Below are 21,239 nucleotides of genomic sequence, written 5' to 3'. Positions count from 1 at the left end.
CATGTCCGACGACGCGCTCCTCGCCGACCTCCAGCGGCACACGTTTGACTACTTCCTCTACGAGGCCAACCCCGAGAACGGGCTCGTCAAGGACAACACACGCGAGGACGCGCACGCGAGCATCGCGGCCGTCGGGCTGGGGCTGGCGTGCTTTCCGGTCGCCGTCGAGCGAGGGTATGTACCCCGCGCCCAGGCCGTCGAACGGGTGCTCGCCACCCTCCGCTTTTTCTGGGCGAGCGAGCAGAGTGAGGCGCCGGACGCGACGGGGCACCGGGGCTTCTACTACCACTTTCTCCACATGGACAGCGGGCGACGGGCGTGGGCGTCCGAGCTCTCAACCATCGACACCACGTTGTTGATCGCCGGGGCGCTGCTCGCGGCCGAGTACTTCGACGGGGACGGCGACGAGGCCGAGATCAGGCAGCTCGCCGACGCGCTCTACCGCCGCGTCGAGTGGGACTGGGCCTTCAACGGCGGCCCGACCGTGGGGCACGGGTGGACGCCCGAGGACGGGTTCATCACGCACCGCTGGGAGGGGTACAGCGAGGCGCTCCTGCTCTACGCCCTGGCCCTGGGCTCGCCGACCCACCCCATCCCCAAGGCGGGCTACGCCGCCTGGCTGGCGACCTACGACTGGCGCTCGCTCTACGGCATCGAGTACGCCTACGCCGGGCCGCTCTTTATCCACCAGCTCTCGCACGCCTGGATCGACTTCCGGGGCATCGCGGACGACTTCGTGCGCGAGCGCGGCATCGACTACGTCGAGAACAGCCGCCGGGCGACCTACGTCCAGCGCGAGTACGCCATCCGCAACCCGCGCGGGTTCGCGGGCTACGGTGAGAACGCCTGGGGCGTGACGGCGAGCGACGGCCCCGGCCCCGCCGACTACACGGTCGACGGCGAGGACCGGCACTTCTGGGCCTACCGCGCGCGCGGCGTGCCGTTCGGGCCGGACGACGGGACGCTGTCGCCGTGGGCCGTGGTCGCGAGCCTGCCCTTCGCGCCCGAGATCGTGCTCCCGGCGCTCGCCCACACCAACCGCGAGCACCCCGAGATCACGAGCACCTATGGCTTCAAGTGCTCCTTCAACCCGACGTTCCCCGGCGGCGAGACGGCCGAGTGCGGGTGGATCTCGCAGGGCTACTACGGGCTCGACCAGGGGCCCATCGTGCTCATGATCGAGAACTACCGGAGCGGCCTGCCGTGGCGGCTCATGCGCGGCTGCGCGCCGCTCGTGCGGGGCCTGCGCCGCGCTGGGTTCACCGGCGGCTGGCTCGACGGCGCGCCCTGACCCCTCCGGCGTCGCCCTCGCGGCGGCCGGACCTGAAGGCCCGTCGGGCCGGGGCGAAAGACAGGGAGCGCCCGAACCGGCTACGCTGGGTCGGCTCGGTCGAGCCCCGCGGGGTCGGTGGCATCCCCGTCGTCTTCGGTCGGAGGTCCGTCGTCCTCGACCGGGTCGAGGCCGGCGTTCGGGTCCCCGTCCTCGTCGAGGTCGTCGGGGAAGGGCGCGCCGTCGAGGTCCGGGTGATCCCCAGCCTCGGGGACAGGCTGCGCCAGCACTTCCACCACGGCCGCTTCCAGGCCCTGCACCTCGTCCATGTCGATGTTCCCGTCGCCGCGCCACGCGATCCGGCCGTCGCGGGCGACGAGCAGGGCCGTCACGTCGCCGGTCTTTAGCTTGAGCGCCTTGCGGAACGCTTTCACGTCCGTGTAAACCGGGACCGTCCGCTCGCGCTCCTCGTCGGTCTCGATCTGGCCTCGGATCCCCATCGTCCCGAGGTCGCCGAGCAGCTTCATCTTGGTGCTCACGACCGGCAACTCCAGCACTGCGAAGCGGTCGCCGTGCGTCTCCGCGACCCGGTCACCGAGGCGGGCCCACTGGTCCGCGAGCGGATCGAGGTCGTCCTGGAAGACGAGGATGAGCAACGTGGCATCCGCGGGAAGGTCCTGCGGGAAGCGGACGTCCGTGCCGTCGAGCCGGCGCCCCTTGAGGAGCGGCACGTGCGAGGTGGGGGAGGCGGAGAAGAGACCCATGGCCAAGAAGAAGGGCCGGCAAACTACACGCCGGTCCACCTCTTAGGCGGGCCCTACCCTAGGCACGCAGCGGGGCGCGCTTGAGGAAGCCCGACGGGTCGATCACGTCGCGTCGCCGGAAAAAGGGCGAGCGGTTCGTGTGCCGCGCGCTCGTCCCGATGGCCCGCGTCAGCGCCCCGGTCTGGGTCTTGTCATACATCTCGAAGTGGAGCATCATCGACGGGACGCCGAGGCGCCTCCCGTTCGCCGTTTTCAGGATGCCGATGCGGCCGACCTTCTGGCCCTTGGCGACCGTGTCGCCGGCCTTCACCGGCCAGCTGCTCTCAGGCGCCAGCTCGCCGTAGCGGGCGACGAACGCCCCGTGGTCGATCTCGATGGCGAACGTCTGGAGATAGAACGGGTACGGTCCCCGGGTTACCGTGCCGTCGGCGACGGCGTGGATGTCGGTGAAGTCTGGGAAGTAGAGGTCCACGCCAGCGTGGGCGCGCGTGCCGCCGGACCGCCGCGCGCCGAACGCCCGCATTCCGGCGCCGGGCCCGACGTACAGGTGGCCCGACGACTCCGAAAACGGGAAGCTCATGTCGGCCTCGCCGATCGCCAGCAGGGCGTTGAGTCGCCGAAGCGTGTTGCCTCCCGGGTCGATACGAGCGTCAGGCCTGGCGTAGCCCAGGCGGCGCTGGAAGCGGGCGATGGCGCCCTCGGTGCCGTCCCCGCTGGCGCCGTCGGCCGGGCCGGGATGGACACGCGGGTCGAGCGTGAGGTCGGAGGCGCGCTGGAGCGCCTTTTGCAGCGCCGTCACATCGGTCTTCTTGTTGGACCCGTTGGCGCCGACGGAGGCGGAAAGGTTGAGGGCCATTTGAGCAGGGAGCTGATGGGCAGGAGGTGTCCCCTATACAGACCCGCCACGCTCCGACTGCATACCCTCGACCGACCGATTTCACATACGGCCCGACACGACACCGCCCCGCCGGCGACGAGCACCAGCGGGGCGGAGGTAGGTCGGCGTGGTCTGCGGTCCGTCGTCCGCAGTCCCGACGCTAGTCGTCGTAGTTGTCGATCTGGGCGCGCTGGAGCCCGCCCGAGTAGTCGATGTAGCACGTCTTGGTCTCGGTGTAGAAGTCGTAGACCTCCCAGCCGCCCTCGCGGTGGCCGTTGCCGGTCGCCTTGACGCCGCCGAAGCTCATGTGCGCCTCGGCTCCGATCGTCGGGCCGTTGATGTAGGTGATGCCCGCGTCGATGTCGCGCAGCGCCCGGAAGGCGCGGCTGATGTCGGCCGTGTACAGCGCCGACGACAGCCCGTAGATCACGTCGTTGGCGATGTCGATGGCCTCGTCGAAGCTCTTGATCTTGATGACCGACAGGACGGGCCCGAAGATCTCCTCGCGCGCCACGCGCATGTCGCGGGTGACGCCCGTGAGCACGGTCGGCTGAAAGAAGAAGCCGTCGTCCAGGCCCTCGCCCGTCGCCGCCTCGCCGCCCGTCGCGATCGTCGCGCCGTCTTGGCGCGCCACGTCCATGTAGCCCGAGACCTTGTCGAGCGCCTTCTGGTTGATGAGCGGGCCCATCTCGGTGTCGTCGTCGTTGCCGTAGCCGATCGTCAGCGCCTCGCCGGCGGCGACCACGCGGCGGACCAACTCGTCGTGCACGTCCTCGTGGACGATCAGGCGAGAGGTCGCTGTGCAGCGCTGGCCCGTCGTGCCGAAGGCGCCCCAGACCAGGCCCTCCATCGCGAGGTCGAGGTCGGCGTCCTCCATCACGATGGCCGGGTTCTTCCCGCCCATCTCCAGCGACACGCGAGCGTGTCGCTTGGCCGCCAGCGCCGCGATGTTGGCGCCCGTCTCCGAGGAGCCCGTGAACGAGATCGCGGCCACGTCGGGGTGCTCGACGATGGCCTGCCCGGCCTCACCGGCGCCCTGGATCAGGTTGACGACGCCGGGGGGCACGCCCGCGGCCTCCATGATCTCGACAAGGAGCATCCCGGAGTGGGGCGCGTCCTCTGAGGGCTTGAAGACGACCGTGTTGCCGCTCAGGATGGCGGGGAACATCTTCCACGTCGGGACGGCGACGGGGAAGTTCCAGGCGGTGATCAGGCCGCACACGCCGATGGGGCGGCGGACGGTCATGTTGAACTTGTTGTTCATCTCCGACGGGACCGTGTGGCCGAAGAGCTGGCGGCCCATCGTCATGGCGTAGTAGGCCGTGTCGATGGCCTCCTGCACGTCGCCCTTGGTCTCGAAGAACGGCTTGCCCATCTCGCGCGTCATCGCCCGCGCCATCTCGGACTTGCGCTCCGTCATGAGGTCGCCGACGCGCTTCAGGATCTCGCCGCGCTTCGGGGCCGGCATCAGGCGCCAGGCGTCGAACGCCTCCGTGGCCGCGGCCACGGCGGCGGCCACGTCCTCGGCGCCGCTCTTCGGGAAGTGGCCGATGAGGTCGGACTTCCGAGCCGGGTTGCGACTCTCGAAGGTCTCGCCGCTGGCGGCGTCGACCCACTGGCCGTTGATGTAGTTCTTGAACGTGGGCGTGTCGGGCATCGAGCGGTCTCAGGTTGGGGGACCGCAAGGTAGGGAGGCGCATGTGGCGCTTCGGTCAAGTCCGCCCGTCCCGCCGCCCGGTATTGGGCTCGCCACCGGGCACGGGACACCTGCCACACCACCCGGGATCGCGCCGAGCGGGCGCGTTACCCCTTCGAGGGCGTAGACGTGCGGGGGGGCGCCAGGGCCTCGCCGCCCGCCGCTGCCGCTCGCGCCGCCCGCCGGCGCTCGGCGGCCCCGAGCATCGGAAACGTGACGGCGGCGACCAGCGCCGGCACGTAGAACATCAGCAGCCGCCACGCCGCCGTGACCACGACCAGCCGCTCGGCTGACACGAACGGTGTGTGCAGAACGTAGAAGGTGGCCTCGGCGGCGCCCGCCGCGCCTGGCGTCGGCACGGCCGAGGAGACGGCGTACGTGGCCCACGACAGCACCCAGAACAGGTACGGCCGCAGCGGCCCGCCGAGCAGCACGATCACAATCGTCGCCAGCGAGTAGCGCGTGATCCACTGCACGGCGGTCAGCGACAGCGATAGCGCGAACCAGCGCTTCCCACTCGTCGCGACCAGCCCTAGCACCAACCGGACATCAGCCAGCAGGGCCCGGAACGGGCGTCGGACGCGGGCGGCGAGCCGCACCCCGCGCCGACGCCAGCCGGGGCCGAACCGGCCCCGCAACGCCAGCCGCGCCACCACGCCCAATAGGACCCCGACCGCGACCACGCCCGCCGCCGTCGCCCACACCGGGTCGTCCAGCCCCCGCGCGGGCGACGTCGCCAGCCGCCGGATGGCGGCCGACTCGTCGGCGTGCGAGAGCAGGATCGCGGCCGGGAGCGCGAGCGCGAAAAAGGTCAGATCCTCGACGGCCTCGACCGCCAGCAGGGACGCGGCCTTGCCCGGCGGCACCCCGTAGCGCGTCGCCAGGGCCCACCGGATGGTCCCGCCGCCGACGGCCGTCGGCGTGACCGCCGAGCCGAGCACGCCGCCCGCCGCGATCCGCACGCCCGACCGGAAGCCGACCGGGTGGCCCACGAACCGCGTCCAGATCCCGATCCGCAGGCTCTGCGTGGCCCACGGCAGCAGCGCCAGCCCGACGGCCACGCACACCGCGAGGGGCGTCACCCGCCCGATGTCCTCCAGGAAGTGCGCGTCCGTCGTCAACAGCGCCACGCCGACGTTGATCAGCACGCCGGCCGGAATCAGCCAGGCGGCGGCATGCAGCAGCCGCCGGGTGGGGGGGAGTGGAGACGCGTCCATAGGCGCAAGCGGGCGGGCCGGGCCCGGCGGGTGCTGGGACGCGACTCGGGGCGGTCGGGTTACTCGCCCGGGATGCCCGGCTCCGTCATGTCGCGGACGTTGAGGACCTCGTCGATCCGGTCGGCGGGCAAGAGCCCCTTCTCGAGGATCACGTCGCGGACCGAGCGGCCCTCGGCCGCCGACTGCTTGGCGACCTTCGAGGCGGCGTCGTAGCCGATCTCGCCGTTGAGCGCCGTCGCGATGGACGGGTTGAGTTCGAGGAGCTCGCGGGCGCGCTCGCGGTTCGCCGTGATGCCCTCGAGGCACCGCTCGCGGAAGGCGTCGAGCACGCCGGCGAGCGCGCCGATCGACTCGAGCATGGCGTGCGCCATGACGGGCATCATCACGTTGAGCTCGAAGTTGCCGTGCTGGCCGCCGACGGTGATGGTGACCGTGTTGCCCATGACACGCGCGCAGACCATCATCATGGCCTCCGACATCACCGGGTTCACCTTGCCCGGCATGATCGACGAGCCCGGCTGAATGGCCGGGAGTTGGATCTCGCTCAAGCCCGACGTGGGGCCCGACGACAGGTGCCGGATGTCGTTGGCGATCTTCATCAGCGAGACGGCGAGCGTGTTGAGCGCGCCGGCTGCCGACACGTAGCCGTCCTTCGCGGCCTGCGCCTCGAAGTGGTTCGACGCCTCATGGAACGTCAGCCCGCTGATCTCGGAGATCTGGGCGATCGCGGCCTTGGGGAACGCTTCGGGCCGGTTGATGCCCGTGCCGGTCGCCGTCCCGCCGAGCGCCACCTCCGCCATCTCCTCGCTCGCGTCCTCGATCCGGTCGATGCCCTTGCGGATCTGGGCGGCGTACCCGCCGAACTCCTGGCCCAAGCGCACCGGCGTCGCGTCCATCAGGTGCGTCCGTCCCGACTTGATCACGTCGTCGAACTCGTCGGCCTTGGCTTCGAGCGCGACGGCGAACCGCTCCAACGCCGGCAGCAGGTCGTGCTCCAGCGCCACGCGCGCGGCCACGTGCATGGCCGTCGGGATCACGTCGTTCGACGACTGCCCCATGTTGACGTCGTCGTTGGGGTGGACGCCCTTCGACCCGAGGTCGCCACCGAGGGTGCGCGTCGCGACGTTCGCGATCACCTCGTTCGCGTTCATGTTGGTCGACGTGCCCGAGCCGGTTTGGAAAATGTCCAGCACGAACTCGCCGTCCAGGCTCCCGTCGCGGACCCGGAGGGCGGCGGCCTCGATGGCGCCAGCGGTGTCGGCGTCGAGCAAGCCGAGCTCGCGGTTGGCGCGCGCGGCGCCCGCCTTGACCGTCCCCAGCGCCTCGATAAAGCGGCGCGGGAAACGGAGGTCGGAGATCGGGAAGTTTTCTTTGGCGCGCTGGGTCTGGGCCCCGTAGAGGGCCTCGGCGGGGACGCGGACCTCGCCGAGCGAGTCGGTTTCGATGCGGACGGACATGGGGGACATGGGAGAGGAAGGGGGGCGGGCCGCCGGTGGGCGCGAGCGGGGGCGAATGAAAGGGTACAGGAAGCGAGGCCGGTCGGTTCGGCGAGTCTCGGCGAACTTGCGCGGCCGTCCGGGGTGTCCGGCCTCTCTCACACTCTCGTCCCCGTGCCCCGTCCCCCCGTCCACGCCACGCTCGCGGCCATGCAGGCCGAGGCCGAGGCTGCCCGCGCTGCCGGCCGTCGGCTCGCGCTCGTCCCGACGATGGGCGCGCTGCACGACGGCCACCTCGCCCTCGTCGAGGCCGCCCGACGCCACGTCGGGCCCGACGGTCACGTCGCGGTCTCCGTGTTCGTCAACCCGACCCAGTTCGCGCCCGGCGAGGACTTCGACGCCTACCCCCGCACTCTCGACGCCGACCTCGACGCGCTCGCGCCGCTCGGCGTCGACGCCGTCTTCGCGCCGTCGGCGGCCGAGATGTACCCGTTCGGCCTCCCGCCGTTCGTGACCGTCTCGGTGCGCGACCTCGGGCGCCATCTGTGCGGCGCGAGCCGCCCGGGCCACTTTGATGGCGTCACGTCGGTCGTGTCCAAGCTCTTCCTGGCGTGCCGCCCGCACGCCGCCGTGTTCGGTGAGAAGGACGCCCAGCAGCTCGCGATCGTGCGCCGGATGACGGCCGAGCAGGGGTTCGGGATCGAGGTTGTCGGACACCCCATCGTGCGCGAGCCCGACGGGCTGGCGCTGTCCTCGCGCAACCGCTACCTCTCGGCCCAGGAGCGGGCGCAAGCCCTGGTGCTCTGCCGCGCCCTGCGTGCGGCCGAGGCCGCCGCCGCCCTGGGCGAGCGCGACGCGCGCGTGCTCCAGGCCACCATGGAGGCCCAGGTCGCGACGGCACCCCTCACCCGCCTCGACTACGCCGAGGTCGTCGACGCCGACACGCTTCAGCCGGTCGACGTGCTGGCGCACGACGGGCCGTCGTCGGGCCGGTACCTTGTCGCCATCGCCGCCTTCGTCGGCGCCACGAGACTCATCGACAACACCACGCTCCGCGTGGGGGACGGCGCATAGCCGGGGGACACGCCCCTTGCCGCATGCCCCTTGCCCCCTGCCTCCGCTCATGACGATCACGCTGTTCAAGGGGAAGCTGCACCGCCTCACCGTCACCGAGGCGGCCCTCCACTATGAGGGCTCGATTACGCTCGACCGCGAGCTGATGGAGCTGGCGGGGCTGCTGCCCTACGAGCGGGTCCAGGTCGTCAACGTCAACAACGGCGCGCGGCTGGAGACGTACACCATCCCCGACAAGGCCGGGAGCCGGACGGTGTGCCTCAACGGCCCCGCGGCCCGCCTCTGCGCCCCGGGCGACCTGGTCGTGGTGATGGCGTACGCCGACATGACGCCGGAGGAGGCCGAGACCCACAAGCCGAGGGTCGTCCTCGTGGATGACGAGAACAACCCGACCCAGATCTTTGACCTCGACGGCGCAGACGTGACGGACCCGACCATGCCGGCGGTCACGAACGCCGTCGAGGCGTCGGACATCTGGGCCCCGAAGCTGGGCCGGACCGTCTCGTCGCGGAGCCGGAGCGGCCGCCGCTAGGGCAAAAAAAACCGGGGCCCCTGTGCGAGACCCCGGCATCCAGTGGTGCAACCGGCCCTACGCGTCGATCACGTCGGCGCCATTCTGGACCATCTCGCTCTCGGCGAAAAAGTACCGGCCCTCCTTGACGCCGTTCTCGGCGGAGTCGGAGCCGTGGGCGGCGTTCTCGCCCATCGACGTCGCGAACTGCTGGCGGATGGTGCCCTCAGCCGCCTCGGCTGGGTTTGTGGCGCCGATGACCTCGCGCCACTTCGCCACGGCGTCGTCGCGCTCGAGCACGAGCGGGATGCATGGTCCCGACGACATGAACTCGGTGAGCTCGCCGAAGAACGGGCGCTCGGCGTGGACGGCGTAGAAGCCCTGAGCCTGCGCCAGCGTCAGCGTGGTCAGCTTCATCGCGCGGACGGCGAAGCCCTCGGCGAGGATGCGGTCGAGGATCTTGCCGGAGTGGCCAGCCGCGACGGCGTCGGGCTTGATGATGGCGAGCGTGCGCTCCATGTCGGTCGGGGGAGTGGTGTCCCGAAATCAACCGCCAGACCGCCGCCGGGACCGCGAAACGCGGGGGAAGAGGGCTGGGGAACGGCGGCCCTGGCGAAGGTGCTCGTCGCCAGCGACCCCCGGCTTGCGGACGGTCAGCTACCACGTGCCCTCTCCTCTCGGGAGAGCCCCGCCGGTCGCCCTCCCCCTCCCGTCCGGGGGGGAGGGCGGGCCCGATCCGTCGTGCGGTTCCGCGAGCAGGGCTGGCGTTCCCGACGCGCCCGCTTGCGTGGACCCAGGACTCGGGCCACCTTCCGCTCCCCGCTCTTGCCTTCCCCGCCGCGCCATCGTCGCCCGCCTGCACTACGTCTGGACGCTCACCTGGTGCGCCGTCGTGTCGCTCGCGCTGGTCGGGCCCGGACTGCTCTACCACCGGCGTCGGCCGACGACGCGCCGCTTCTCGCGCTGGATGCAGGCGTGGTCGGCCCTCGTGCTGGGCGGGATCGGCGTCCGCGTCGACCGGAGCGGGGCGGCACCCTCCGGGCCGGCGGTCATCGTCGCCAACCACCAGGCCATGCTCGACATCCCCGCGCTGTTTCTGGGCGTCGGCCGCCCGTTCGTGTTCGTGGCCCGGTCCGAGCTGCGGGGGATCCCCCTGGTCGGGCGCGTGCTCGCGGCCTCGCGGTGCGTGTTTCTCGATCTCAACGACCCCAGCCCCGGGCTCGCCGAGATTGCGAGCCGGTTGGCCGAGGGCGACGCCGTGCTCATGTTCCCCGAGGGGAGCCGGAGCTATGGGGCGGTGCCCCGCGCCTTCCGGTCGGGCGCGTTCCGGCTGGCGCACGCCGCCGGCGTCCCGGTCGTCCCCGTCGCCATCGACGGTGCGCACCGGGTGCTCAACGAACGCCGCAAGCAGGGCCGCCCGGGGCGCGTCTCCGTCACGGTGCTTCCCGCGCTGGCGCCGGGCGGACGGGCGGGCCCGCGCGAGCTGGCGCGCGTCGCCCGCGAGCGGATCGTGCGGTCGCTCGCGGGCGAGACCCCGCTCGCCGCCGCGGCCTAGTTTCCGGCCCCCCCGAACGCCCGCCGTGTCTGTCGTCGCCTCCCGCCTGTGGTTTGTCTGGACGATGTCCTGGACCGGCCTGTTCTCGATCCTGATGATCCTGCCGGGCTGGGGACACTACCTGCTCAACCCGACCACGCGCCGGTACTGGCGGTGGATGCGGGCGTGGTCGTGGCTGGGGCTCGGCGTGGGCGGAATCCGGGTCCGGAGCACGGGCACGCCGCCGGACGGGCCCGTCGTCTACGTCGCCAACCACCAGTCGATGGGCGACATCCCGGCGCTGTTGCTCGGGATCCCGAAGCCGTTCCTCTTCGTGGCTCGCGCCAGCCTCAAAGGGCGGCCCTTGGTGTCGACCGTCTTGACGCACTCGAAGTGCGTCTACCTCGACCTGAAGGCCCCTGAGGGCGGGCTCGCCGAGGCTGCCGCCCGGGTCGCCGAGGGCGAGTCCGTGTTGTTCTATCCCGAGGGCACGCGGAGCTTCGACGGGGTCCCCGGCCGGTTCCTGACCGGCGCATTCCGCTTGGCTATTCAGGCGGGCGTGCCGATCGTGCCGGTTGCCGTCCAGGGCTCTCACGAGGTCCTCCACGAGAGCGCGTTCGAAGCCCGACCGGGTGTGATCACCGTCCGGATTCTGGAGCCGCTCCCCTCCGACGCCCCGCCGCGCGTGCTCGCCGACACCGCTCGCGAGGCCGTCACCGCGTCCCTCCTCGCCACCGCCCCCGCCTGATGCGCATCGCCCTCGTCCAGCAGCCGGCCACCGCCGACCTCGCCGACAACCTCGCCCGCGGGCTCGCCGCGTTCGACCGCGCCGCCCAAGCGGGCGCCGACCTTGTCGCCTACGCCGAACTCGCGTTCACGCCGTTCTACCCTCAGCGGCACGCGTCCCCAGGGTCGCAAGCGTTGGCCGAGCCCATCCCGGGGCCGACCGTGGAGGCGTTCCAAGAGCGCTCCGCCCGGCACGGCGTCGTGGCCGTCCTCAACCTGTTTGAGCGGGAGGGCGACCGGACGTTCGACACGTCGCCGGTGATCGACGCCGACGGCTCCTTGTTGGGACGGACCCGGATGCTCCACATCACCGACTACGAGGCCTTCCACGAGCAGGGCTACTACGCGCCCGGCGACCGTGGCATGCCGGTCTACGACACCGCCGCCGGGAAGGTCGGCGTCGCAATCTGCTACGACCGCCACTACCCGGAGGTGATGCGAGCGCTGGCGGTAGCCGGGGCCGAGGTCGTCGTCGTCCCGCAAGCAGGCGCGGTGGGGGAGTGGCCGGATGGGTTGTACCAGGCCGAGATGCAGGTGGCCGCTTTCCAGAACGGCTACTTCACGGCGCTCGCTAACCGCGTCGGGCCCGAGGAGCGGCTGACGTTCGGGGGTGAGAGCTTCGTCTGCGCGCCCGACGGTCGGGTGCTCGCGCAGGCCAACGAGGGCACCGAGGAGATCCTGTATGCCGACCTCGACCTCGACCTTGTGGCCCAGTCCCACGCCCGCCGCCTGTTCCTGCGCGACCGCCGCCCAGAGCTCTACGCCGACTGGATCGGGGCCTGAGGCGTCGCTAGCGCCACGTGCTTCCGGCGAGCGGTCCCCGGCCCGCCCCTCGGTCACCACCCCCAGGTGCCCGGCTCGCCCTTGAAGGGGCCGACGACGGCCGAGGTGACCCACCCGCCGTAGAACCCGCCGGGTTGCGGCGTCACCCGCTCGCCGCCGATCCAGCACGCGTCCATCGGGCCGGCATAGACGGCGACGTGGTCCTTGAGCGCGCGGAAGGCTGGCGTCGGGTCGGGATACGCCCAGGCGACCTTCTCGGCGCGCCGGCCGCCGGCCACCACGTCGAAGTAGACGGCGCGGCCCTTCCACTCGCACGCGGACGAGCCAGGGTGCGGCTGGAGAACACCTGGAATGAAGGCGTCAGGAGGGAGGTAGACCGACGGCGGGTGGCTCGTTTCGAGCACCTGGAGCGCGTGCTCGGTGCGGGCGATTTCGAGGCCGCCGAACGCGATGCGGACCGTCACGCCGACGGGCTCAAGCGCAGGCGGGCGGGGAAAGTCCCAGACGGAGCGCTGGCCGACACCGGGGCGGATGGGGGCGACGGGTGGCATGGTGACGGTCAGGTGTAGGGAACGCCCATGGCCCGCTTCTCACGGAGCGCTTCGGCGACCCAGGCCAGCTCACCCGCGAACCGACCGAACCGCTTCTGCAACCCGGGCGCCTGCTCCTCGACGGGTGAGCCGTCGGCCTCGAAGCTCGCGCCCACGCGGGGGTACGCCAGTGCTGTCGAGATCGTCAGCATCCCGAGCTCCGCGAGCATGTCGCGGAGATGGACGGCGGACCGGACGCCGCCGAAGCTGCCCCGCGAGTACGTCACGATGCCCGCAGGGCGCCAGTAGTACACGTTGAGGAAGTGGTCGAGGAGGTTGACCAGGGCGGGGGGCGGGAGGTGGTTGTACTCGCCCGCGACGATCACGAACGCGTCGGCCTCGCGGAAGAGCGTCGCCAGCCGTTCCAGCGGCTCAGGCGCAGCGCCGGCTTCGTACTCCTTGTACATCCGGTCGAGCATCGGGAGCGCAAACTCGGCGGGGTCGACCAGAGTCGAGGCGTGGCCGGCGGTGCGGAGCTGCTCGCACACGAACCGCGCCGCGCGGATGCCGACACGGTCGGTCCGGACAGACCCATAGATGACGGGGATCGCGAGGGCCATGGAGCGTCGAGCGATGGACAGCATCTACGCCCGCCCGCCGGCCGGGATCTGGCACGCGGCGGTAGACTCCCGTCTCCCTCAAACGCCCGTCGATGCCCACGCCCCTCCGTATCGCCATCTGGAGCGGCCCCCGCTGCCGCTCGACGGCCCTGCTGCGCGCGTGGGAGAATCGCGCCGACACCGTCGTCTCCGACGAGCCGCTCTACGCTGTGTACCTCGCGTCCACCGGGCTCGACCACCCCGGCCGCAGCGAGATCCTGGCCGCGCTCTCGACGGACTGGCGCGAGGTCGCCGCGGCCCTCACAGGACCCATCCCCGGGGGCGCCGACCTGTGGGTGCAGAAGCACATGGCGCACCACCTGCTGCCCCAGGTCGGGCGCGAGTGGCTGGACGCGCCGGGCTGGCAGCACGCCTTCCTCATTCGCGACCCCGCGGCCTTGGTCGTTTCGCTCGACAAGGTGTGGCCCGGCCCGTCGTTGCCCGACACGGGCCTGCCGCAGCAAGTCGAGCTCTTCAATCGGACCCGCCAGCAAACCGGCGCCGTCCCGCCCGTCGTCGACGCGGACGACCTGCTGGCGGACCCGCCCGGCGTGCTGGCGGCGCTCTGCGCGAGGCTGGGCGTGCCCTTCGACCCGGCGATGCTGGCGTGGACGGCTGGCCCCCGCGCCAGCGACGGGGTCTGGGCGCCGCACTGGTACGACTCCGTGTGGCGCTCGACCGGATGGGGCACGCCCCGCGCCGAGGCGACCGTCGTGCCGGAGCGGCTCCGACCCCTGGTCGAGGCCGCCCAGCCGCTCTACGATGCGCTCGCCGCACATCGGATCACGGCGCCGAACCGCTAGCGTCCGACCCACCTCCCGTTTCCCACACGCGCCACTCGCCCCCGTGCTCCAGACCGCCGATCCCCGAAACGCCGACCTCATCGTCAACATCGGCGGGACCCTCTCGCACCGCGACGACGCAGGCATCTCGCCGTTCGACTCGCTCGTCCAGGGTGGCGACGGCGTGTGGGAGGGCCTACGCCTCTACGACGGCCGCATCTTCCGGCTCGACGAGCACCTCGACCGGCTCGTGGACTCCGCCAAGGCCATCGCCATCGCGGGCGTGCCGAGCAAGGATGAGGTGGTGGCCGAGATCCGCAAGACGCTGGCAGCCAACGACATGCGCGACGGCGTGCACATTCGGCTGACGCTCTCGCGTGGCACCAAGATCACGTCCGGCATGGACCCGCGGCTCAACCAGTCGGGCCCGACGCTGATCGTGCTGGCCGAGTGGAAGGCGCCGGTCTATGGCAAGGATGGTTTGACGCTCCACACCTCGTCGGTGCGCCGCTTCCCGCCGGACTGCCTCGACCCGAAGATCCACTCAAACAACCTGCTCCAGTCGATCCTTGCCAAGATCGAGGCGAACGCCGCCGGGGCCGACTCGGCGCTGCTGCTCGACCGCGACGGGTTCATCGCCGAGTGCAACGGGACGCACGTTTTCCTGGTCCGCCGGGGACAGGTGCTGACCTCGTACGCCGACGCTTGCCCCGAGGGCATCACGCGGCAGACCGTCCTCGACCTGTGCGCCGCCCACGACATCCCGCACCGCGAGGGCCGGTTCACGTTGGCCGAGGCGTACCGCGCCGACGAGATGTTCTGCACCGGCACGATGGGTGAGCTGGCGGCCGTCACCCACCTCGACGGGCGGACCATCGGGGACGGCGCGGTCGGCCCGATGACGACGCGGCTGACGGAGCTCTTTACTGCCGAGGTGGCAGCAACGGGCGTCCGAGTGGTCGACTAGCGGTCAGGCTTCGGGCTCGCCAGCCATCTCCTCTTCGACCAAGATGTGAGGGTCGTGGCCGTCGGCCTCGGTCGGGGGCTCCCAGCTGTCGGGGTCCGTCACCACGTCGAGGAGCGCCTTGAGCAGGCCGATGGTGAGCGGGCCGAGCACGATGCCGGGGATCCCGAACGTGTAGACCCCCGCGATCAGGCCGACGAACATCCAGTAGAAGTTGAGGACCTGGGAGCGGTCGGCCGCCAGCTTCGGCCGGAGGTAGAGCGACAGCAGCGGGGTGCTCACCACGAACGCGACCACAACGAGCACGAGCGCTTTTAGAGGCGCGTCCTGGAAGACCAAGACATAGCCGGCGGCTGGGAGGTAGACCGTCCACGAGCCGACCACGGGGAAAAAGCCGATCACGAACGCGATGAGCGCCAGCGTGAACGGCAGCGGCACGCCGAAGACGAGCATCAGCGCCAGGATCCAGACGCCCTTGATGGACTGGGTGACGACGGTCGCGTAGATCGACCCGTAGAGCACGCCCCGGGCGTTGCTCTCCAGCCGCTCCGTCAGCCCGGCATAGCGCGCGGGCACCTTGGCCCGGAGCCATCCCACGATCTCGTCGGCGTCGGTGAGCACGTAGACGGCGGTGAACAAGAAGACGGCCGCCGCCACCCCAAAGTCGCCGATCGCGTCCTGCACCCCGGCCGGAAGGCTGGTGGCCTGCTCGGCGATGGACTCCAGCAAGGCTTGCGTCGAGGCCTGAATGTCGCCGCTCGCGAACGGCAAGCTGGCGACGGCGTCCTGAATCTGGCCCGCGACCGACGCCGCGTTCGCCTGCAAGTATTCGGCAGCCCCGCGCACCTCGAGGTAGCCGTACGCCAGCACAGCGACGGCAGGGACGAACAGCAGGACCTGGGTGAGCACGGCGGCCAGCGTCGGTCGCCCGGTGCGCGCCGCCAGCCACACGTACACGGGGCGGAGGTAGATGGCGACGACCGTGCCCAAGAGCGCCGCCAGAAGCACCTTGGCGACCATCACCCAGAACAGCACGAGCACAAGCACCACGAGCGCGCCGGTCAGCAGCGCCCGCCGCGCCGACCGGAGCGTGAGGTCGGAGAGGGGCGTAGTGGCGGCCATGGGCGTGGGCAATGGGCCCAGGCCTACGCGGCGCCTCGCCCGGGGTGCCATCGCGGCCATGGGGCGCGGCCTGAGAAGCGGGCCCGTAGACTCCAGCACCCGTCCCCGTCCCCGATGCGTCCGCTCGCCCTCGTCCTCGCCCTGTTGACTTCGTCGACCCTGATCGGGTTCGCGTGCGCCGTCCCCGCCCGGGCGCAGTCTGCCGCCACCGTCGCCGACGACGCGCTCGCGTCCTTGGTCGACGACTGGTGGGGCTGGCGGCTGGCCGAGGACCCGTTGTTCGCCAGCTACGTCGGCGAACGGGCGCACGCCGACCGGTTGCCGGATGTCGCACCACAAGCGGTGGCCGCGCGAGCGCAAGCCGCCGATGCCTATCTCCGACGTCTCGACGCGATCGACGCCGACGCGCTGGTGGGGGAGGACCGGATCACGGCGCGCATCCTGCGGACGCTGCTCGCGGACGTGCGGGACGCCGCGCGCTTTCGGGCGGAGCGGACCCCGATCACCGCCAGCGACGGCTTCCACGTCGCGTTCACCCGACTTCCGAACCAGATGCCGGCGACCACGGTCGCCGAGGTGGAGAACTACCTGGCCCGCTTGCTCGCGTGGCCGGGGTACGTCGACGCGCAGATCGCGAACCTGAGGGCGGGGCTAGCGTCGGGGCATACCGTCCCGGCCGTCGCGATTTCCGGATTGCCCGCGACCGCCAGCGCGCACGTGGTTGACGCCCCCGAGGCGAGCGTCTTTTGGGCGCCCTTCGCCGCCCTCCCGGCGACGATCCCGGAGCCAGAGCGCGAGCGGCTGGCGCAGGCGGGGAGGGAGGCGATCTCGCAAGCCGTCGTGCCGGGCTACCGGACGCTGGCGGCGTTCCTGCAAGACGAGTACCTGCCGGGCGCTCGTGAGACGATCGGGCTGTCCGACACGCCCGACGGAGAGGCCGCTTATGCGTGGCGCGTCCGCCAGTTCACGACGCTCGACACGACGCCCCAGGCCGTCCACGCGGTGGGGCTGGCGGAAGTGGAGAGGGTCCGCGCCGAGATGGACGCTGTGATCGCCGAGGTCGGCTTCGAGGGGTCGTTCGACGACTTCCTTACGTTCCTCCGCACCGACCCGCAGTTCGTGGCCGAGTCGCCCGAGGCACTGCTCCGAGAGGGGGCCTGGATCGCGATGCAGATGAACGCCCGGCTGCCCCAGCTCTTTGGCCGCCTGCCGCGCCTGCCGTACACCGTGGCCCCCGTCCCCGACTTCCTGGCCCCGACGTTCACGGCCGGGTTCTACGTCGAGCCGCCTGCGGGCGGGCGCGTGCCGGGCGTGTACTGGATCAACACCTACGACCTCGCCAGCCGACCCACGTGGGCGCTGGAGGCGCTCACGTTCCACGAGGCCGTGCCAGGCCACCATCTCCAGATCGCGCTGGCGCAGGAGCTGGACCACCTGCCCGCGTTCCGCCGCGCCCTCGTGCTGACGGCGTATGAGGAAGGCTGGGGCCTGTACGCCGAGTCGCTCGGGGCGGAAGCCGGGTTCTACACGGACCCGTATCGCCGCTTCGGGCGGCTCACGTATGAGATGTGGCGGGCGTGCCGCTTGGTCGTCGACACCGGGATGCACGCGTTCGGGTGGAGCCGCCAGCAGGCGCGCGACTACCTCGCGGACCGGACGGCGCTCTCGGAGCTGGAGGTGCGCACCGAAGTGGACCGCTACATCGCGTGGCCGGGGCAGGCGCTGGGCTACAAGATGGGCGAGCTCACCATCCGCCGCGTGCGGACCGAAGCCGAGGCGGCGCTGGGCCCCCGTTTCGACGTCCGAGCCTTCCACGACGAGGTGCTCGGCCACGGCGAGCTCCCGATGGGCGTGCTCGAGGCGGTCGTCCGGGACTGGATCGCTCGCCAGTAAGTCCGTCGGCCTCGGCGACGAGGCGGAAGGAGGGATCCGACGTTGGCTCGCGCGCCGTACCCTCCGGCACGCATCAGAGCTCGACGATGGCAGGCCCCGCCCGACGACGGTCTCCGAGTACATCGAGTCGGCACCCGAGGCGGGCCGTCCCCACCTGCGACGGACCTACGAGATTCTGAGGCGCGCTGCGCCGGACGCAGACGAGGCGATCAAGTGGGGCGCGCCGTTTTTTGTGGAGCCCCGATTCCTGTTCTCGTTCTCCTCGCACAAGGCCCACCTCAGCCTCGCACTGACTCCAGCGACCCTGGAGGCCTTCCGCGAAGACATTGGGGACTACCATAACGACGACGAACTTCCTGAAGGTGCGGTACGCCGAGCCGCTGCTGGAGGACCTGATCCGCAGGATGGCCGTGTCCCGTCTCCGGGCCGTGAGCCAACGGAACGACGACGGGTTTTGGTAGCGCCCGCCGTGTCCGCCTAGACGGACGACGGCCCATCGAACCGAGGCCGCTGGGAAGGAGTGCGGGAGTCGTGGCGTCCGGGAACTCTACGCCCGCTGCTCCCTGCTCCCCTCCGCCCATGTCCCAGCCGCCCGCCTCCTACGACGACCTCCGCGCCGTCATCGTCAACACGACGCTGAAGCCGTCGCCGCAGGACTCGCACACGGACACGCTGCTCGACGTGGTCCGCCACATCTTCGACACCAACGGCGTCTCCGTCGATTCGATTCGTCTGGTCGACCACGACGTGGCGCCGGGCGTCTACCCAGACATGACCGAGCACGGGTTCGCCGCCGACGCCTGGCCCGAGTTGTGGCCGCGCATCCGCGACGCCGACATCCTGGTGATCGGCACGCCGATCTGGCTCGGGCAGAACTCGTCCGTCTGTCAGAGGCTCATCGAGCGGCTCTACGGCATGTCGAGCCAGCTCAACGACGCCGGGCAGTACGCCTTCTACGGCGGCGTCGGCGGGTGCATCGTCACCGGCAACGAGGACGGCATCAAGCACGTCGGGATGGGCGTGCTGTACAGCTTGCAGCACCTCGGCTACACGATCCCGCCGCAGGCCGACGCCGGCTGGATCGGGGAGGCGGGCCCAGGCGCCAGCTACGGTGATGTGGTCGACGGCGATGTCGTTGGGGTCGACAACGAGTTCACCCAGCGCAACACGACGTTCATGGCCTGGAATCTGATGCACCTCGCCCGGATGCTCACGGACGCCGGAGGCATCCCGGCGTACGGCAATCAGCGCTCGGCCTGGGACGCGGGCGCGCGGTTCGACTACGAGAACCCGGAGTACCGGTAGGTCAGCGGGTCGGGGAGTCCGTGGCCGGTCGTCGGCCCCCCAGTGAGGAGTCACGCACCACGCAGAATTGCTTCGATCCGCTGCTGGCGGTACCGGAAGATCCGCGCGAGCTGGGCGCGGACGAGCGGGTACGCCAACTCGCCGAGGGGGGCGATAGGCAGCTCCCACCGCACCTCGTCGTCCATCCGCGTGCCCGGGTGGCCGTCGATGTCGGGCGCCTCGGTAAAGGTGTGGGTGTGGTGCCACCGGCGATACGGCCCGGCGACCTGCTGATCAACGAAGCGATACGGCGGCTCCCACCTCACGATCTCGGTCCGCCAGCCAAAGCGGACGCCGAACAGGCCCAGCTTGTAGTCGATGAGCGCGCCCTCGCCGATCTCGATGGGCAGGGGCGTGACGATCTCGAAGGCGAGCTCGGGCGGCGTGATCCGTTCCAGGTTTGCAGCGTCGGCGAAAAAAGCGAAGACCTCAGCGCGGGGCTGCGGCAGCCAAGTCGTTGTGTGCAAGCGGTGCGTCAAGGCCACGGGCAGGCGGGCGGGGCGGGGGGCTGTCACGGGCCAGCGAAACCGAGGATCCCCCCAGGTCTCCGCCCGCTACCTTCAGAATCACCCTGGCCCCTTTTTGATGTTCGACCCTACTGTGTTCGCCGCCCGGCGCTCGTCCCTCACCGACGCCCTCGACGGCGGCCTCGTCGTCCTGCTGGGCAACGGCCCGTCGCCGATGAACTACGCGGCAAACCTCTACCCCTTCCGGCAGGACGGCTCGTTCCGCTACTACACCGGCTTGGACGAGCCCGAGCTGGCGCTGACCATCGACCTGGACTCGGGCGAATCGACGCTCTACGGCCGCGAGGCGACGATGGAGGACCGCGTGTGGGATGGCGAGCGGCCGTCGATGGGCCAGCGCGCCGACGCGGCGGGCATCCCGACCGTCGCCCCGCCCGCCGCGCTCGCCGAGACGATCGCGGCCGCGCGGTCGACCGGCCGGACCGTCCACACGCTACCCGCGTACCGCGCGGAGCACCGGCTGTGGCTGGCGGGCCTGCTCGGCGTCGCCCCGTCCGAGGTCGAGGCCTCGCCGTCGCTCGTCGATGCCGTGATCGCGCAGCGGCTCGTCAAGACGGACGCCGAGGTGGCCGAGATCGAGGTGGCCCTCGACATCCTGTCCGAGATGCACCTCGCGGCGATGTTCATGGCCCAGCCAGGCCGCTCGGAGCACGAGGTCGCGGCGGCCATCACCGGCGTCGCCCACTCGTACGGCTCGCACCTGTCGTTCCCCGCCATCGTGACGACGCGCGGCGAGGTGCCGCACCACCACGCCTCCGGCCACGTGCTGGCGCCCGGCGACCTGCTCCTCCACGACGCCGGCTGCGTCGCGCCCGACTCGGGCTATGCGGCGGACGTGACGCGCTGTTCGCCGGTCGGCGGCACGTTCACCGGCCGCCAGCGCGACATCTACTCGCTGGTGCTCAAGGCGCAGACGGCCTGCATCGAGGCGTGCGCCCCGGGCGTCCGCTTCCGCGAGGTCCACGACTTGGCCAGCCGCACGCTGGCGGCCGGGCTCGTGGACCTCGGGCTGCTCAAGGGCGACGTCGGCGAGATCGTGGAGGCCGGCGCGCACGGGCTGTTCTTCCACCACGGCCTGGGCCACGCAATGGGCCTGGACGTGCACGACCTGGAAGGGCTCGGCGAGGACCGCGTCGGCTACGGAGACGAGGCGACCCGGAGCACGCAGTTCGGGACCAAGTACCTCCGCTTTGCTCGCGCCCTCGCGCCCGGCCACGTGATGACGGTCGAGCCGGGCCTCTACTTTAACGCCGCACTCATCGGCCTGTGGAAGTCCGAGAACCGCCACGCCGACCTGATCGATTACGCCGAGGCGGAGCGGTGGGTCGGCTTCGGCGGCGTCCGCATCGAGGACGACATCGTGATTACCGACGATGGCTACCGCGTGCTCGGCCCCGGCATCCCCAAGGAGATCGCGGACGTGGAGGAGATCGTGCAGGCGGGAATGGACGAGGAGTAGAGGGGATGAGA

21 protein-coding genes are annotated in these 21,239 nt (G+C 71.1%); 11 read left to right on the top strand and 10 right to left on the bottom strand.

Annotated elements, in window-relative coordinates:
- The first annotated feature begins 1 nt into the window (after position 1).
- Positions 2-1,291 (top strand): glucoamylase family protein, encoded by a 1,290-nt coding sequence (locus ACLII4_RS13515; protein WP_412067926.1) that lies wholly within the window; start codon positions 2-4, stop codon positions 1,289-1,291.
- 80 nt (positions 1,292-1,371) lie between these two features.
- Here the strand turns inward: ACLII4_RS13515 and ACLII4_RS13510 are convergent, their stop codons facing one another.
- The 5 genes from ACLII4_RS13510 to ACLII4_RS13490 form a co-directional block, all read right to left on the bottom strand.
- Entirely contained in the window at positions 1,372-2,034 is a 663-nt protein-coding gene (locus ACLII4_RS13510) for a hypothetical protein (protein WP_412067925.1), read from the bottom strand.
- A gap of 58 nt (positions 2,035-2,092) precedes the next feature.
- Positions 2,093-2,890 (bottom strand): M23 family metallopeptidase, encoded by a 798-nt coding sequence (locus ACLII4_RS13505; RefSeq protein ID WP_412067924.1) that lies wholly within the window; start codon positions 2,888-2,890, stop codon positions 2,093-2,095.
- A 181-nt stretch (positions 2,891-3,071) separates the two neighbouring features.
- Positions 3,072-4,568, bottom strand: coding sequence for an aldehyde dehydrogenase family protein (locus ACLII4_RS13500; RefSeq protein ID WP_412067923.1), 1,497 nt, complete (start codon positions 4,566-4,568; stop codon positions 3,072-3,074).
- A gap of 146 nt (positions 4,569-4,714) precedes the next feature.
- Complete coding sequence (locus tag ACLII4_RS13495; protein ID WP_412067922.1) at positions 4,715-5,824, bottom strand: lysylphosphatidylglycerol synthase transmembrane domain-containing protein; 1,110 nt, start codon at positions 5,822-5,824, stop codon at positions 4,715-4,717.
- A gap of 59 nt (positions 5,825-5,883) precedes the next feature.
- Complete coding sequence (locus tag ACLII4_RS13490) at positions 5,884-7,290, bottom strand: class II fumarate hydratase (RefSeq protein ID WP_412067921.1); 1,407 nt, start codon at positions 7,288-7,290, stop codon at positions 5,884-5,886.
- A 144-nt stretch (positions 7,291-7,434) separates the two neighbouring features.
- Here ACLII4_RS13490 and panC point away from each other — a divergent pair, with 144 nt between their 5' ends.
- Together panC and panD are read left to right on the top strand one after the other, a co-directional pair.
- Complete coding sequence (panC, locus tag ACLII4_RS13485) at positions 7,435-8,334, top strand: pantoate--beta-alanine ligase (protein ID WP_412067920.1); 900 nt, start codon at positions 7,435-7,437, stop codon at positions 8,332-8,334.
- 49 nt (positions 8,335-8,383) lie between these two features.
- The gene (panD, locus tag ACLII4_RS13480; protein ID WP_412067919.1) at positions 8,384-8,866 is read left to right on the top strand and encodes an aspartate 1-decarboxylase; all 483 of its coding nucleotides are present in this window, start codon (positions 8,384-8,386) and stop codon (positions 8,864-8,866) included.
- Between the two features lie 57 nt (positions 8,867-8,923).
- Here the strand turns inward: panD and ndk are convergent, their stop codons facing one another.
- A complete protein-coding gene (gene ndk / locus ACLII4_RS13475; RefSeq protein WP_412067918.1) occupies positions 8,924-9,364 on the bottom strand; it encodes a nucleoside-diphosphate kinase in 441 nt (146 codons plus the stop codon).
- A 268-nt stretch (positions 9,365-9,632) separates the two neighbouring features.
- Between ndk and ACLII4_RS13470 the strand changes: the two genes are divergently transcribed.
- Genes ACLII4_RS13470 through ACLII4_RS13460 form a run of 3 tightly spaced genes read left to right on the top strand, consistent with a single transcriptional unit; the run spans position 9,633 to position 11,948 of the window.
- A complete protein-coding gene (locus ACLII4_RS13470) occupies positions 9,633-10,400 on the top strand; it encodes a lysophospholipid acyltransferase family protein (RefSeq protein WP_412067917.1) in 768 nt (255 codons plus the stop codon).
- Positions 10,401-10,425: 25 nt separating this feature from the next.
- Positions 10,426-11,127 (top strand): lysophospholipid acyltransferase family protein, encoded by a 702-nt coding sequence (locus ACLII4_RS13465; RefSeq protein ID WP_412067916.1) that lies wholly within the window; start codon positions 10,426-10,428, stop codon positions 11,125-11,127.
- Positions 11,127-11,948 carry a carbon-nitrogen hydrolase family protein gene (locus tag ACLII4_RS13460; RefSeq protein WP_412067915.1) on the top strand — a complete coding sequence of 274 codons (822 nt, stop codon included), beginning with the start codon at positions 11,127-11,129 and terminating at the stop codon, positions 11,946-11,948. Before ACLII4_RS13465 ends, ACLII4_RS13460 begins: the two co-directional genes overlap by 1 nt.
- A 53-nt stretch (positions 11,949-12,001) precedes the next feature.
- Here ACLII4_RS13460 and ACLII4_RS13455 read toward each other — a convergent pair whose 3' ends face one another.
- Together ACLII4_RS13455 and ACLII4_RS13450 are read right to left on the bottom strand one after the other, a co-directional pair.
- Complete coding sequence (locus ACLII4_RS13455; protein WP_412067914.1) at positions 12,002-12,499, bottom strand: DUF427 domain-containing protein; 498 nt, start codon at positions 12,497-12,499, stop codon at positions 12,002-12,004.
- A gap of 8 nt (positions 12,500-12,507) precedes the next feature.
- Positions 12,508-13,098, bottom strand: a complete 591-nt coding sequence (locus ACLII4_RS13450; RefSeq protein ID WP_412067913.1) for an NADPH-dependent FMN reductase — start codon at positions 13,096-13,098, stop codon at positions 12,508-12,510.
- Positions 13,099-13,190: 92 nt separating this feature from the next.
- Here ACLII4_RS13450 and ACLII4_RS13445 point away from each other — a divergent pair, with 92 nt between their 5' ends.
- Complete coding sequence (locus tag ACLII4_RS13445; RefSeq protein WP_412067912.1) at positions 13,191-13,940, top strand: HAD family hydrolase; 750 nt, start codon at positions 13,191-13,193, stop codon at positions 13,938-13,940.
- Between the two features lie 43 nt (positions 13,941-13,983).
- Positions 13,984-14,886 carry an aminotransferase class IV gene (locus ACLII4_RS13440; protein ID WP_412067911.1) on the top strand — a complete coding sequence of 301 codons (903 nt, stop codon included), beginning with the start codon at positions 13,984-13,986 and terminating at the stop codon, positions 14,884-14,886.
- A 3-nt stretch (positions 14,887-14,889) separates the two neighbouring features.
- Here the strand turns inward: ACLII4_RS13440 and ACLII4_RS13435 are convergent, their stop codons facing one another.
- Positions 14,890-16,005, bottom strand: coding sequence for an AI-2E family transporter (locus ACLII4_RS13435; RefSeq protein WP_412067910.1), 1,116 nt, complete (start codon positions 16,003-16,005; stop codon positions 14,890-14,892).
- A 114-nt stretch (positions 16,006-16,119) separates the two neighbouring features.
- On the opposite strand from ACLII4_RS13435, the gene ACLII4_RS13430 reads away from it, so the two are divergent.
- Entirely contained in the window at positions 16,120-17,898 is a 1,779-nt protein-coding gene (locus tag ACLII4_RS13430) for a DUF885 domain-containing protein (protein WP_412067909.1), read from the top strand.
- 579 nt (positions 17,899-18,477) lie between these two features.
- Positions 18,478-19,203 carry a flavodoxin family protein gene (locus tag ACLII4_RS13425; RefSeq protein ID WP_412067908.1) on the top strand — a complete coding sequence of 242 codons (726 nt, stop codon included), beginning with the start codon at positions 18,478-18,480 and terminating at the stop codon, positions 19,201-19,203.
- 50 nt (positions 19,204-19,253) lie between these two features.
- Here ACLII4_RS13425 and ACLII4_RS13420 read toward each other — a convergent pair whose 3' ends face one another.
- Positions 19,254-19,709 carry an SRPBCC family protein gene (locus ACLII4_RS13420; RefSeq protein ID WP_412067907.1) on the bottom strand — a complete coding sequence of 152 codons (456 nt, stop codon included), beginning with the start codon at positions 19,707-19,709 and terminating at the stop codon, positions 19,254-19,256.
- Between the two features lie 118 nt (positions 19,710-19,827).
- Here ACLII4_RS13420 and ACLII4_RS13415 point away from each other — a divergent pair, with 118 nt between their 5' ends.
- Complete coding sequence (locus tag ACLII4_RS13415; RefSeq protein WP_412067906.1) at positions 19,828-21,228, top strand: aminopeptidase P family protein; 1,401 nt, start codon at positions 19,828-19,830, stop codon at positions 21,226-21,228.
- Positions 21,229-21,239 lie beyond the last annotated feature (11 nt).

Source organism: Rubrivirga aquatilis, assembly GCF_046845665.1.
GTDB lineage: Bacteria > Bacteroidota > Rhodothermia > Rhodothermales > Rubricoccaceae > Rubrivirga.
This window is presented reverse-complemented; position numbering and strand designations above follow the sequence as displayed.